The 14109-nt window shown below is 73.7% G+C and carries 10 protein-coding genes; 8 read left to right on the top strand and 2 right to left on the bottom strand.

Going from position 1 to position 14109, the window contains the following annotated elements:
- Nucleotides 1-90 precede the first annotated feature (90 nt).
- From AC068A_RS11170 to AC068A_RS11160, 3 genes are all read left to right on the top strand, one after another.
- The gene (locus AC068A_RS11170; protein WP_478583679.1) at nt 91-1263 is read left to right on the top strand and encodes a S1C family serine protease; all 1173 of its coding nucleotides are present in this window, start codon (nt 91-93) and stop codon (nt 1261-1263) included.
- A 97-nt stretch (nt 1264-1360) separates the two neighbouring features.
- Nucleotides 1361-2110, top strand: coding sequence for a response regulator transcription factor (locus AC068A_RS11165; protein WP_478583927.1), 750 nt, complete (start codon nt 1361-1363; stop codon nt 2108-2110).
- Entirely contained in the window at nt 2107-3645 is a 1539-nt protein-coding gene (locus AC068A_RS11160) for a sensor histidine kinase (protein ID WP_478583677.1), read from the top strand. Before AC068A_RS11165 ends, AC068A_RS11160 begins: the two co-directional genes overlap by 4 nt.
- A 212-nt stretch (nt 3646-3857) precedes the next feature.
- Here AC068A_RS11160 and AC068A_RS11155 read toward each other — a convergent pair whose 3' ends face one another.
- Nucleotides 3858-4445: a TetR/AcrR family transcriptional regulator gene (locus AC068A_RS11155; protein WP_478583675.1), complete on the bottom strand. Its 588-nt coding sequence runs from the start codon at nt 4443-4445 to the stop codon at nt 3858-3860.
- Nucleotides 4446-4583: 138 nt separating this feature from the next.
- Between AC068A_RS11155 and AC068A_RS11150 the strand changes: the two genes are divergently transcribed.
- Nucleotides 4584-5357 carry an alpha/beta fold hydrolase gene (locus AC068A_RS11150; RefSeq protein ID WP_478583674.1) on the top strand — a complete coding sequence of 258 codons (774 nt, stop codon included), beginning with the start codon at nt 4584-4586 and terminating at the stop codon, nt 5355-5357.
- A gap of 143 nt (nt 5358-5500) precedes the next feature.
- Here the strand turns inward: AC068A_RS11150 and AC068A_RS11145 are convergent, their stop codons facing one another.
- The gene (locus AC068A_RS11145; RefSeq protein ID WP_478583672.1) at nt 5501-7315 is read right to left on the bottom strand and encodes a bifunctional metallophosphatase/5'-nucleotidase; all 1815 of its coding nucleotides are present in this window, start codon (nt 7313-7315) and stop codon (nt 5501-5503) included.
- Nucleotides 7316-7525: 210 nt separating this feature from the next.
- Between AC068A_RS11145 and mshD the strand changes: the two genes are divergently transcribed.
- From mshD to pstS, 4 genes are all read left to right on the top strand, one after another.
- On the top strand, nt 7526-8458 hold the full coding sequence (gene mshD / locus AC068A_RS11140; RefSeq protein ID WP_478583671.1) for a mycothiol synthase: 933 nt from the start codon (nt 7526-7528) through the stop codon (nt 8456-8458).
- Nucleotides 8459-8679: 221 nt separating this feature from the next.
- The gene (locus AC068A_RS11135) at nt 8680-10962 is read left to right on the top strand and encodes an RNA degradosome polyphosphate kinase (protein WP_478583670.1); all 2283 of its coding nucleotides are present in this window, start codon (nt 8680-8682) and stop codon (nt 10960-10962) included.
- A complete protein-coding gene (locus tag AC068A_RS11130; protein ID WP_478583669.1) occupies nt 10943-11905 on the top strand; it encodes a CHAD domain-containing protein in 963 nt (320 codons plus the stop codon). The genes AC068A_RS11135 and AC068A_RS11130 overlap by 20 nt, the downstream gene beginning before the upstream one ends.
- 1011 nt (nt 11906-12916) lie before the next feature.
- Nucleotides 12917-14053, top strand: coding sequence for a phosphate ABC transporter substrate-binding protein PstS (pstS, locus tag AC068A_RS11125; RefSeq protein ID WP_478583668.1), 1137 nt, complete (start codon nt 12917-12919; stop codon nt 14051-14053).
- The last annotated feature ends 56 nt before the right edge of the window (nt 14054-14109 follow it).

Here is a 14109-nt window from a genome sequence, read left to right as displayed (position 1 = left end):
GGCCGGATTCATATCGGGCACACAAGGTTCTGTCGGGCTTCTCAGCGGGCACTCAGAAAGCTCTCATGATCCGCGGGCAGGGTCACAGGCATGACCGAGAGCTTCCGCCGCGACGGCGGGTACCCGCAGGAGAACAGCACGTCCCAGAGCGCGCCCTTCGGCGGGTCCTATCCGCCGCCGCCCGCCTACCCGCCCGGCGCCGACAGCCCGGCGCCCGGGTGGTTCGAGGCGCACGAGCCCCCGGTGATCCGCGGCGAGACCCTTCCCCCGGCCGGCCCGGCAGCCCCGGCGCCCGCAGGGCCGGTCGGGGGCGGGCCGGCGCACGCCGCCCGCGCCAAGCGCCCGGTGGCGCTGCTCGCCGCCGTCGCGATCGCCGCTGCGGTCATCGGCGGCGGCACCGCCACGCTCGTCCAGCAGCTGCTCGGCGACGGGGCGGGAGCCGCGGGCGGCTTCAACGGCACGGTCGTCTCGCAGTCCAGCAGCGGCACGGTCGCCGGGGTCGCCGAGCAGGTCAGCCCCTCCGTCGTGCGCATCGACACCCGCACCGGGTCGGGCCAGGGCACCGGCTCGGGCTTCGTGCTCACCGCCGACGGCGAGATCGCCACCAACAACCACGTCATCAGCGGCGCCGCCGAGATCCAGGTGACGCTGAGCGACGGCAGGAAGTTCCCCGCGAAGACCGTCGGCACCGACCCGGACAAGGACCTCGCCCTGATCAAGCTCCAGGGTGCGTCCGGCCTCAAGCCCGCCCGGCTCGGCAACTCCGACGGTGTCCGGGTCGGCGACCAGGTCGTCGCGATCGGCTCCCCGGACCGCCTCACCGGCACGGTCACCAGCGGCATCGTCTCGGCGCTGAACCGCGAGGTCAACGTGCCCAAGTCGGACCGGCAGGCACCGCAGCGGCAGCCCGGCGGCGACGGCGGCTGGCCGTTCTCCTTCGACGGCCGCCAGTTCAACGGGAACACCGGCTCGAACACCACCTCGTACAAGGCCATCCAGACGGACGCCTCCCTCAACCCCGGCAACTCCGGCGGCGCCCTCGTCAACCTGAACGGCGAGATCATCGGAATGCCGTCCGCGATCTACTCGCCCGCCGCCGACAGCTCCGCCGCAGGCAGCGTGGGCCTCGGCTTCGCCATCCCGGTCAACACGATCAAGGCCGACCTGGACTCCCTGCGCAAGGGCGGCAGCGGCAGCGGCACCGCCGGCGACAGCGGCCGGGCCCCCTCCACCACCGCCGACGGCTTCGGCGCGGCCTTCTAGCCGCCGGGCCGTGCGACGCTGGGAGGCACTGCCGGCCGCCCGCCGCCGGCCGCCGCCCGCCGCCCGCCGCCCGCCGCTCACCACCCTGGGGGACCGCATGAAGCCCGTCGAAGGCGACCAGCAGCGCATCCTCGTCGTCGACGACGAGCCCGCCGTACGGGAGGCCCTGCGCCGCAGCCTCGCCTTCGAGGGATACGCGGCGCAGACCGCCGTCGACGGGCTCGACGCCCTCGACAAGGCGGGCCCGTACGCCCCCGACCTGATCGTCCTCGACATCCAGATGCCCCGCATGGACGGCCTGACCACGGCCCGCAGGCTGCGCGCCGCCGGAAGCACCACCCCGATCCTGATGCTGACCGCCCGCGACACCGTCGGCGACCGCGTCACCGGCCTCGACGCGGGCGCCGACGACTACCTCGTCAAGCCGTTCGAGCTGGACGAGCTCTTCGCCCGCGTCCGGGCCCTGCTGCGGCGCAGCGCCTACGCCGCCCCCGCGCCCGGCCCGGCCCCGGAGCCCGGGAACCACCTCGTCTTCGGGGACCTGCGGATGGACCTCGCGACCCGCGAGGTGACCCGGGCCGCACGCCCGGTGGAGCTGACCCGGACCGAGTTCACGCTGCTGGAGATGTTCCTGGCGCACCCGCGGCAGGTGCTCACCCGCGAGCAGATCCTCAAGACCGTGTGGGGCTTCGACTTCGAGCCCAGTTCCAACTCCCTGGACGTGTACGTGATGTATTTGCGCCGCAAGACCGAGGCCGGCGGCGAACCCCGCCTGGTCCACACCGTGCGTGGTGTCGGGTACGTGCTGCGCACGACCGGGGCCGGGGATTCCGGGGGTCCGGAGTGAGCCCGGCCGCCCGGTTCCGCGGGCTGCCGCTGCGCTCCCGGCTCGCCCTGCTGGTGGCGGTCGCGGTGGCGGTGGCCGTCGCGGCCGTGGCCGCCGTCTCGTGGGTGATGGTGCGCACGCAGCTGCGCGAGCAGCTGGACCGCACGCTGGTGGCGACGAACCCGGACGCGGAGGTCGTCCGGGCCCTGAGCGACGGGGTCTGCGTCACCGGGCCCGCACGGCCGGCCCGCGAGATCGCCGGGAACCTGAACGCGACCGTGCAGATCGTCCTGCCGAACGGCGCCCACTGCTGGGTGGGCGGCCGCACCGATCTGCCGGTGGTGCCGGCCGACCGGGAGGTCGCCACCGGGCGGCGGACGAACGTGCTGCACGAGGTGCAGACCGCCTCCGGGACCCGCATGCGCGTCTTCACCTTCCAGGCGCAGGCCCAGCCGAACGCCCCCGTCTTCGGCATCTCCGTGGCCAAGCCGCTGGCCGACATCGACAAGCCCCTGTCCACACTGACCTGGGTGCTGCTGCTGGTCTGCGGGGTCGGTGTGGTCGGCGCGGGCGCGGCCGGCCTGTGGGTGGCGCGGACGGGCCTGCGGCCGGTGGACGAGCTGACCGGTGCGGTCGAGCACATCGCCCGTACCGAGGACCTGACGGTGCGGATCCCCGACGAGGGCGACGACGAGATCGCCCGCCTGTCGCGGTCGTTCAACTCCATGACGGCGGCCCTGGCCTCCTCCCGGGAGCGGCAGGCCCGGCTCATCGCCGACGCCGGCCACGAACTGCGGACGCCGCTCACCTCACTGCGGACCAACATCGAGCTGCTGGCGCGCAGCGAGGAGACCGGCCGGGCCATCCCGGCCGAGGACCGGCGGGAGCTGCTGGCCTCGGTCAAGGCGCAGATGACGGAGCTGGCCTCGCTGATCGGCGACCTCCAGGAGCTGTCCCGGCCGGATGCGGGCCCGCCCGCCCGGCTGGAGGTGGTGGCCCTGCACGAGGTCGCGGACAGTGCGCTGTCGCGGGCCCGGCTGCGCGGTCCGGAGCTGGTGTTCGAGGCCGGGCTGGAGCCCTGGTACGTGCGGGGCGAGGCGTCGGCGCTGGAGCGGGCCGTGGTCAACGTGCTGGACAACGCGGTGAAGTTCAGCCCGCCGGGCGGGGTCGTCTCCGTCGCGCTGCGGGCGGGTGAGCTGACCGTACGGGACCGCGGGCCCGGTGTCCCGGCCGAGGACCTGCCGCACGTGTTCGAGCGGTTCTGGCGGTCCTCGTCGGCCCGGGCGCTGCCCGGCAGCGGGCTCGGCCTGTCGATCGTGGCCCGTACGGTGCAGCGCGCGGGCGGCACGGCCGAGCTGCGGGGCCCTCGCGACGGCGGCCCCGGCACGGAGGCGGTGTTCCGGATCCCGGGCGCGCCGACGCCCCCTCCCGCGGCGGCCGCCGAGGCGGCCGGGGCCGGCGGGGCGGGCAGGACCGGCGGGGCGGCCGGGACCGGCGGGACCGGCGGGGCGCCCGGGGCCCCCGTGGTGGCTGCACCGGTTGTGCCGAACCAGTAGAGCGAGCACCACCTTGCCGCGGGCCCGGCCGAGGAGCAGCGCCCGCGCCCGCCGCCACCACCGCCACCGCCACCGCCACCGCCACCGCCACCGCCCCGACCGGAAACGCCCGACGATCCGGAGCCGTGCCGGCCCCTTTGCCCGGCCCGTTGCCGGACCCGTCGGCAGCCCCGTTGGCGGGTCCGGGCCACGGCCTGCGGGACCGGGGCTCGCTACCCGTCGGCAGGCGCCGGTCCGTCGAGCAGCTCCACCATGGCGCGCAGGCCCCGGGCGAGCCCGTGTCCGGTCGGGGCTGCCTCCGGGTCGGTGAGGGCCTGCACCATCACCCCGCTGAGCAGCGCGATGTGCAGCGCGCCCAGGCTGCGTACGTCCTCCTCGGAGACCTCCTCCACCGGCACCCCGCGCAGCACCGCGGCCACCATCCGCCGGTTCTTGCGCTGGCTCTCGGCGAGTACGGCGAGCAGCTCGGGCGAGGACTGCGCGTGGACGAAGGCCTCCACCGAGGCGAGCCACAGCCAGCGCATCTCGCCGAAGTCCCGGATCTTGCGGTCCCAGGTGTCGGCGTACCGCTCCTCGGCGGTGTCGCCCTGTCCGGCGAGCCGGCCGGAGCCGGCCGCCCATTCGTCCATGGCGGCGAACAGCGCCTGGTTGAGCAGCGCCTCGCGGGAGCCGAAGTGGTAGCCGATCGCGGCCATGCTCACCTTCGACGCCGCGGCGATGTCGCGCACCGTGGTGCGCAGATAGCCCTTCTCCTCCAGGCAGCGGCGCGCTCCGGCCAGCAGGTCCTCGCGATTTCCCATGCCCGGATGGTAGCCGCGGGCCATGGCTTGCGCGCTCGCCCAAGACATACGTATTGCGCGCTTGCCCAAACGCTGGCAGGCTGAAGCCAGCGAAGGGGGCGGCACCCCGCCGCCCCCGGCACGGACGGGGGAACACGTATGCGCCACGCACTGAGGATCGACGACCGCACGCTGTCCTACCTGGACTTCGGGGGCCCCGGCCGCCCGCTGCTCGCCCTGCACGGCGGCATGTCCGAAGCCGCCGCCTACACCGGCCTCGCCGAGGTCCTCGGCGACGAGTGGCGGGTCGTCGCCCCCGACCAGCGGGGCCACGGCGACTCGGACCGGGCCGCCGAGTACGGCCGGGCCGGCTACGTCTGCGACGCCGTCGCCCTCCTCGACCACCTCGGCCTCGACTCCGTCGCCGTCCTGGGCTTCTCCCTGGGCTCGATGAACGCCTACCACCTGGCCGCCCGGCACCCCCACCGGGTCAGCGCCCTCGTCAACACCGACGGCCCCGTCGAGATCCCCCCGGGCAGGCCGAACCCGTTCGCGTTCCTGGCCGACCTGCCGTACACCGCCGCCACCCGCGGGGAACTCCTCGCCGCCCTGGGCGAGATGGCCCCGACCTACGAGGCCGCACTGCGCCCGCTGCCCGGCGGCGGCTGGCGGCTGCCGTTCCACCCGCAGGACGTCCTCGACACCATCGCCGCGGCCGCCCCCGACAACTGGGACGCCTGGCTGGCGACCACCTGCCCCGCCCTCCTCGTCCACGGCCGGCGCAGCCAGGCCCTGCCGCAGGCGCAGGCCGACGCCATGGTCACCCGCCGCCCGAACACGGCCTACGCCGGCCTGGACACCGAGCACTTCGTGCCGTTCCAGGACCCGCAGGGCTTCCACGAGGCCGTCAGGAAGTTCCTGGCGGGCCTGTGATCCCGCGCGGCCCGTGCCCCGTGACCACGGGGGTGCCACCGGGCACGGGCCGCCGCCGCACCGGCACCGGGGAAAGCCGGAGGGGCGGCGGGCCGGTCAGGCCCACCGCCCCTCCGGGCGTGCGGTACGGCAGGAGCCGACGCCTACTTGACGACCGTGATGCGGTCCGCGGCCGGCGGGGCGATCGGGCTCGCCGCCGAGGACTTCGCCAGCACGGCGTTGAAGGCGTCCAGGTCGGCGACGCCGACCAGCTTGTTCTTGTGCTCCTTCAGGACGGTGAAGCCGTCACCGCCGCCCGCGAGGAACTCGTTCATCGCGACCCGGTAGGTCTTGGCGGGGTCGATGGCCGCGCCGTTCAGCTTCACCGAGTCCACGACGATGCGGTCCGCGCCCGACTTCGTCATGTCCAGGGTGTAGGTGAAGCCCTTCGAGACCTGCAGGATCTTCGGGTTCACACCGTTGACCGGGCCGCTGACCTGCTGCTGCAGGGCAGTGATCAGCTGCGCGCCGGTCAGGTCCACGACGTTCAGCATGTTGTTGAACGGCTGGACCGTGTACGACTCGCCGTACGTGACGACCCCGTCGCCCTCGTCGCCCGAGGCCTTGTAGGCCAGGTCGGAGCGGATGCCGCCCGGGTTCATCAGGGCCAGCTGCGCGCCGCCCTTGTCCGCCGGGGCCGTGGCCTCCAGCTGCGCGTCCGCGATCAGGTCGCCGAGCGGCTTCTCCGGGGCGTCCAGGCCGCGGCCCGGGATGTCCGCCGAGATGTAGCCCATGGGGCGGTTCGCGACCGGGGCGGCCAGCGTCTTCCAGCGGTCGATCAGCTCGGTCATGTCCGGGGCCTTGGGCACGTCACGGGTGACGACCTTGTTGACCGGCTTCGGCGCGGACACCGGCGTACGGACGATGTCCTTGGTCTGCCGGTCGTACGTCAGCGTGGTCTCGGTGAACAGGCGGCCCAGGGAGGCGGCCGAGGTGACCGCGCGCGGGTTGCCCGCCGGGTCCGGGATGTTGCAGGCGTACGCCTGGTGGGTGTGGCCGGTGACCAGCGCGTCGACCTTCGGGTCCACGTTCTTGGCGATGTCCACGATCGCGCCGGAGATGCCGGCGCCGGCACCCGGCACGTTGCAGTCGTAGTTGTACGCGCCGCTCGCCGGCAGGCCGCCCTCGTGGATCAGGGCGACGATCGACTTCACGCCCTGCTTGTTCAGCTCGGCGGCGTACTTGTTGATCGTCTCGACCTCGTCGCCGAACTTCAGGCCCTTGACGCCCTCGGCCGTCACGACGTCCGGGGTGCCCTCCAGGGTGACGCCGATGAAGCCGATCTTGACGTCCCCCTTCTTCCAGATCCAGGTGGGCGACATCATCGGACGCTTGGTCTTCTCGTCCACGACGTTCGCGGCGAGGTACTTGAACTCGGAGCCGGTGAACTCCTTGCCCATCTCGAAGCAGCCCTCGACCGGGTGGCAGCCGCCGTACGCCATGCGGCGCAGCTCGGCCTTGCCCTCGTCGAACTCGTGGTTGCCGACGCTGGAGACGTCCAGCTTCAGCTTGTTCAGCGCCTCGACGGTCGGCTCGTCGTGGAACAGGCCGGACAGCATCGGGCTGCCGCCGATCATGTCGCCGGCCGCGGCGGTGATGGAGTACTCGCGGCCCTTGCGGGCCTCGCGCAGGCTGGTGGCCAGGTACTCGACGCCACCGGCGGGTATGGCCTTGGTGGTGCCGTCCGCCTGACGCTCGGTCACGGTGCCCGAGGAGCCCTGCGGGGGCTCCAGCGTGCCGTGGAAGTCGTTGAACGACAGCAGCTGCACGTCGACGGTGCGGCTCTTGCCCGCACCGTCGCCACTCGCGGCACCGGCCGGCAGTGCGGCGACGACGATCGCACCGGAAGCGGCCGTGGCGGCCGCCGCGATGAGGGTCAACCGGCGGGTTCGGCGGTGCCGTTGTGGCGTCGCTGACATTTTGTCCCCTTATGAAACAGCGGTAAAGCATGGGAGGTCGGGCGCACTCTACGGTCAACGCGCGTAGCACCGACAGGGGTACAACCTATCGAGCTGGTCACACGCAAAACGCGGACACCGCCCGCCTCCCGCCGGCCCGCCCGCGCGACCTGCCGACCGGACCCCGCCGGCACACCACCGCCCACGCCCCGACCGCCGTACGCTCGGAGCATGACTGACGACGCAGCAGCGGCCCTGGAGCCGGGACGCCAGATCCAGACCCTCGACGAACTGACGGAGGAGCAGGCCGACGCCGTCATCGCCCTGATCGAGGACGCGGCCCGCACCGACGGCACCACCGCCGTCTCCGAGCAGGGCCGGCTCCAGCTGCGCGGCGGCCGCCGCGAGGGCATCCGGCACTTCCTGCTCACCGAGAAGGGACGGCTCGCCGCCTACGGCCAACTGGAGGACACCGACCCGGTGGAGGCACCCGCCGCCGAACTCGTCGTGCACCCCGCACTGCGCGGCCGCGGCCACGGCCGGGCCCTCGGCTCGGCCCTCCTCGCCGCCTCCGGCAAACGGATCCGGGTCTGGGCGCACGGCGGCAAGTCCGCCGCCCGCCACCTCGCCCAGGTCCTCGGCCTCACCCTCTTCCGCGAGCTGCGCCAGCTGCGCCGCCCGCTCGGCCCCGACGCGCCCCCGCTGCCCGAGCCGGCCCTGCCGCCCGGGGTGACCGTCCGCACCTTCGTGCCCGGGCAGGACGACGCGGCCTGGCTCGCCGCCAACGCGGCCGCCTTCGCCCACCACCCCGAGCAGGGCGCGCTGACCCAGCGCGACCTCGACGACCGCATGGCGCAGCCCTGGTTCGATCCGAAGGGCTTCTTCCTCGCCGAGCGGGAGGGGGAGCTCGTCGGCTTCCACTGGACGAAGATCCACGCCGCCGAGCAGCTCGGCGAGGTCTACGTGCTCGGCGTCCTGCCCGGCGCCCAGGGCGGCGGCCTCGGCAAGGCCCTCACCGCGGTCGGCCTCCAGCACCTGGCCGCCGCCGGCCTGCCCACCGCGATGCTCTACGTCGACGCCGACAACCCGGCGGCCCTCGCCGTCTACGAGGGCATCGGCTTCAGCACGCACGAGGTCGACCTCATGTACCGAACGGAGAGCTGAGCGTCATCACCCGTACGGGCCTCCCGGGCGCACCGGGCCCGTACGGGTGCATTCCGGAGCGAAGCTGACGTACTCGTGCGCGATCCGGAGCCTGGAAGCCATACGCCATTCACCGGGCCTTAAGACGCGCTTGCGACTCTCCGGACATGCATCCCCGACTCCGACCGACCGCGGCCCCTTCCGGCGCGCCCGTCCTGCCGCGCGCGCGGAACAATGGAGTCATGAGCCACCAGCCCAGCGCAGGACCCGCCGAGGTCCCCGCACAGCACCCGTCGTCCGCGTCCGCCGCGTCCGCCGCGGCCCCTGCCGGCTCGCCCGCCGCGCACGCGCGGCTCGGCTCCATCGCCGCGCACCGCCCGCACGCCAGCGGCCTCGAAGCCGACCTCGCCCCCGAGATCGACACCGACATGGACGCCTACGACGAAAAGGACGACGAGCTCCCGCACGGGCGGTTCCTCGACCGCGAGCGCAGCTGGCTGGCCTTCAACGAGCGGGTCCTGGAACTGGCCGAGGACCCCACCACCCCGCTCCTGGAGCGCGCCAACTTCCTGGCGATATTCGCGAGCAACCTCGACGAGTTCTTCATGGTCCGCGTCGCCGGCCTCAAGCGCCGCATCGCGACCGGCGTCGCCACCCGGTCCGCCTCCGGCCTCCAGCCCCGCGAGGTCCTCGACCTCATCTGGACGCGCTCGCGCGAGCTCATGGCCCGCCACGCCGCCTGCTACCAGCACGACATCGCCCCCGGCCTCGCCGAGGAGGGCATCCACCTCATCCGCTGGCCCGACCTCACCGAGAAGGAGCAGGCCCGGCTCTTCACCCTGTTCCGCAACCAGATCTTCCCGGTGCTGACGCCGCTGGCCGTGGACCCCGCGCACCCCTTCCCGTACATCTCCGGCCTCTCCCTGAACCTGGCCGTCGTCGTGCGCAACCCCGTCAGCGGGCACCGCCACTTCGCCCGCGTCAAGGTGCCGCCGCTGCTGTCGCGCTTCCTGGAGGCCTCCCCGCAGCGCTACGTCCCGCTGGAGGACGTCATCGCCGCGCACCTGGAGGAGCTCTTCCCCGGCATGGAGATCCTCGCGCACCACATGTTCCGGGTGACCCGCAACGAGGACCTGGAGGTCGAGGAGGACGACGCCGAGAACCTCCTCCAGGCCCTGGAGAAGGAGCTCATGCGGCGCCGCTTCGGCCCGCCGGTCCGCCTGGAGGTGGAGGAGTCCATCAACCCCGGCGTCCTGGACCTGCTGGTCCAGGAGCTGAAGATATCCGCCGCCGAGGTCTACCCGCTGCCCGGGCCGCTGGACCTGACCGGCCTGTTCGGCATCGCCTCCCTGGACCGGCCCGAGCTGAAGTACCCCAAGTTCGTCGCCGGCACCCACCGCGACCTCGCCGAGGTCGAGTCCGCCTCCGCGCCCGACATCTTCGCCGCGCTGCGCGAGCGGGACGTGCTGCTGCACCACCCGTACGACTCGTTCTCCACCTCCGTGCAGGCCTTCCTGGAGCAGGCCGCCGGCGACCCGCACGTCCTCGCGATCAAGCAGACCCTGTACCGGACCTCCGGCGACTCCCCCATCGTCGACGCCCTCATCGACGCCGCCGAATCCGGCAAGCAGGTCCTCGTCCTCGTCGAGATCAAGGCCCGCTTCGACGAGCAGGCCAACATCAAGTGGGCCCGCAAGCTGGAGGAGGCCGGCTGCCACGTCGTGTACGGCCTGGTGGGCCTCAAGACCCACTGCAAGCTCTCCCTCGTCGTCCGCCAGGAGGGCGACACGCTGCGCCGCTACTCCCACGTCGGCACCGGCAACTACCACCCCAAGACCGCCCGCCTGTACGAGGACCTCGGCCTGCTCACCGCCGACCCGCAGGTCGGCGCGGACCTCTCCGACCTCTTCAACCGGCTGTCCGGCTACTCGCGCCGCGAGACCTACCGCCGCCTCCTGGTCGCACCCCGGTCGCTGCGCGACGGACTCATCGCCCGCATCGACAAGGAGACCGCCCACCACCGGGCCGGCCGCCCCGCGTACGTGCGCCTCAAGATGAACTCCCTCGTCGACGAGGCCCTCATCGACGCCCTCTACCGGGCCGCCCGGGCCGGGGTCCCGGTCGACGTCTGGGTCCGGGGCATCTGCGCCGTGCGCCCCGGGGTCCCCGGACTGTCGGAGAACATCCGGGTCCGCTCCGTCCTCGGCCGCTTCCTGGAGCACTCCCGGGTCTTCGCCTTCGGCAACGGCGGCGAACCCGAGGTGTGGATCGGCAGCGCCGACATGATGCACCGCAACCTCGACCGCCGCATCGAGGCACTGGTCCGGGTCTCCGACTCGGCCCACCGCGCGGCCCTGGACCGGCTGCTGGAGACCGGCATGTCCGACTCCACCTCCTCCTGGCACCTGGGCCCGGACGGCGAATGGACCCGGCACAGCACCGACCACGAAGGCCAGCCGCTGCGGCACGTTCAGGAGATGCTCATAGACGCCCGGAGGCGCCGGCGTGGCTCTGCCAAACCATGACCTGACACCGAACGTGAGCGGCGGGGGCTCCGCGGGGGACGTGCTCGGCGCGTACCTGCGGGCCCAGGCCACCGCCTTCCTGCGCGGCCTCAGGCTGCACGAGGAATGCGGGGCCGAGGCCGTGGACGGCGCCGACGCGGCGCGCAGCCTGCGGGGGGCTGCGCGCCGGATCAGCGGATCTCTGGCGACCTTCCGCGCGGTCACCGACTCGTCCTGGGCCGACGGGCTGCGCGGCGAGCTCGCCTGGCTGGCGTCCACGCTGGCCGACGAGCACGCGTACGCCGCCCGGCTGACCCGGCTGCTGGAGGCGCTGCACCGGCTGTCCGGCTCACCGGAGGTCCCCGCGCCGCGCGGCACCCCGGGGGCGCTGACCGTGGGCTCGGCGCGGGCCGCCGCGCTGCTGGAGCGGCAGCTGACCCTGGCCCGGACCCGGGCCCACTCGGCGACCCTGCACGCCCTGGGCTCGTCCCGGTTCCACGCGGTGGCCGACGCGGTGGCCGTCCTGGCCTCCGAGGTGCCGCTCGACGTGATCGCCGCCCGGGGGCGGGTCGAGGACGTCCTGGCCCCGCTGGCGAAGGTGACGCGGACCCGGCTCACCGCAGCCGTCGCCGCGCTCCCGCCCGCCGCGGAGGCCCACCCGTACCTGCCCGACCACGACGGCGGCTGGCTCGAGGTGGGCCGCCTCCTGCGGATCCACCGCTACGCCCGGGAGGTCCTCGGCGAGGACGCGGCCCGGCTGGCGGCCGCCGGCGAGGCCCTGGACCGGCACCGCGAGGCCGCCGAGGCGGCCGCCGCGTCGGCCGCCGCCGCCCGCACCCCGCGCATCGCCCCGGCGACCGCGTACGCCCTCGGGGTGCTCCACGCCGACCAGCGCCACGAGGTCGCGTCGGCGCGCCGAACCTTCCGGGACCTGTGGCAGCCGGCCCCGGCAGCCGCCACCTGACCCGCCCGGCCGGGCGGGCGGTCCCCCGGCCGGCGGGCCGCCCGCGGCCCCGGGCATCCGCGCGCCGGCCCGTCGGCGGCGCCCCGCCGGCGCACCACCGCGCCGCCGCGCCGCCCCGCCCGCGCCACCGCGCCGCCCCCCGCCGCCGCGCCCGTGGCAGCGGGTCTCGCGCCGGCGCACACGGCCGCGGCGGCGCCTTCGGCGTCCCGCCGAAGGCTCCCAGCACCGCGCGCACCATGCGCAGCACGCGCACCGCGTCCAGCACCGTCGAATTCCGGCCAGTTGCACACCTGACCACCCGCGCCGAAGGCGCCAGGGCCTTCCCGGACGCCCGGGCGGCACGGACACCGCCACCCGGCGCCCGCTCCCCAGCCTGCACATCCCGCGGCGCGCTGCCCGGGTTCCCGTCCGGTGGATTCCCGTCCGGTGGACGCTGCACCGTCCCGCGCATACCGTCGAAGTCCGGCAACACCCACGCATGCGGATGACGGCGGGCCCGGTGCCGAGCAGGCCGTGCGGGCCCTGATCCCGCCGTTCGGCGCGGTCGGCGCCAGGGACTTCCGTCGTCGGCCGCGCCTGCGGCCACCGCAGCGGGATCGCATTCCGGTTCACCGGTTCCGGTCGGGTCCCGCATCCCGGCGCCCCCTCGACCCGCACCCCGAGCCATGGACAATGCCGCAGCGCACCGGCCCGAAGGCCCTCCCCCGCCCGGCCCGGCGGGCCACCCCCGCGCCCCTCGGCCGCCCCCGGCGCCCCCGTCCGGATCACGCTCGGGGGACGGGCCGGAGCACCCCTCGCTTTCCGGCGCGGACCGCACCCGGCCGTCCGTCGAGGTTCACCCGTCGTTCACCTTCCTCCGTCGATGGCTTCACCTGATCTGCCTAATTTCGATGGCGTACGGAGCGAACCGCTGGCCGGATCTTGCGGATGGCTCCCACCCGACGTAGTCCTCTTCGCACGCCGCCCCGAACCGAAAGCGGCCGGCGGCTTCTGGAAGGAACACCCTAAAAAGTGAAGCTTCAGCGCAAGAACATGCTTCGTGCCTCCGCCCTCGGCGCGCTTGTCGTGTCCGGCGCCCTGGTCCTCACGGCGTGCGGCTCGGACGACAACACCAACAACGGCGGCAGCGCCAGCGGCAAGCCGTCCGTCGCCGCCGGTGACGTCAAGTGCGGCGACGCCAAGGGCAAGCTGCTGGCCTCCGGCTCCTCCGCCCAGAAGAACGCCGTGGACCTGTGGGTCAAGAACTACATGGCCGCCTGCCAGGGCGTCGAGGTCAACTACAAGTCCTCCTCCTCCGGTGAGGGCATCGTCGCCTTCAACCAGGGCACCGTCGGCTTCGCCGGCTCGGACTCCGCGCTGAAGCCCGAGCAGGTCGAGGAGTCGAAGAAGATCTGCACCGGCGGCCAGGGCATCAACCTGCCGATGGTCGGCGGCCCCATCGCCATCGGCTTCAACGTCGCCGGCGTCGACAAGCTCACGCTGGACGCCCCCACGATCGCCAACATCTTCAACGACAAGATCAAGAAGTGGGACGACGAGGCGATCAAGAAGCTGAACCCGGGCGTCACCCTGCCGTCGACGGCCATCCAGCACTTCCACCGCTCCGAGGACTCCGGCACCACCGAGAACCTCGGCAAGTACCTCAAGGCCACCGCCGGTGACGCCTGGACGTACGAGGCCGCCAAGAAGTGGCCCGCCCCGGGCGGCCTCGGCGCCTCCGGCTCCTCCGGTGTCGCCACCCAGGTCAAGCAGGTCGACGGCGCGATCGGCTACTTCGAGCTCTCCTACGCCACCTCGCAGAACATCAAGACGGTCGACCTGAACACCGGCGCCGCCGCCCCGGTCAAGGCCTCCGCCGACAACGCCTCCAAGGCCATCGCCGCCGCCAAGATCGCCGGCACCGGCTCCGACCTGGCCCTGAAGCTCGACTACGCGACCAAGGCCGAGGGCGCCTACCCGATCGTCCTGGTCACCTACGAGGTCGTCTGCGACAAGGGCAACAAGGCCGAGACCCTGCCCACCGTGAAGTCCTTCCTCGGCTACGCCGCCTCGGACGCCGGCCAGAAGATCCTCTCCGAGAACGGCTACGCCCCGATCCCGGCCGAGATCAACGCCAAGGTCCGCGAGGTCGTCAACTCGCTGTCCTGAACCCCTGAGCCCCGGACCGCCGGGCGGGTCCCGTCCGACCCGCCCGGCCCCGGGGC

It is taken from the genome of Streptomyces sp. NPDC043854 (genome assembly GCF_056436005.1).
The sequence above is the reverse complement of the archived record's forward strand: the minus strand, read 5'-3'. Positions and strand labels throughout refer to the sequence as shown.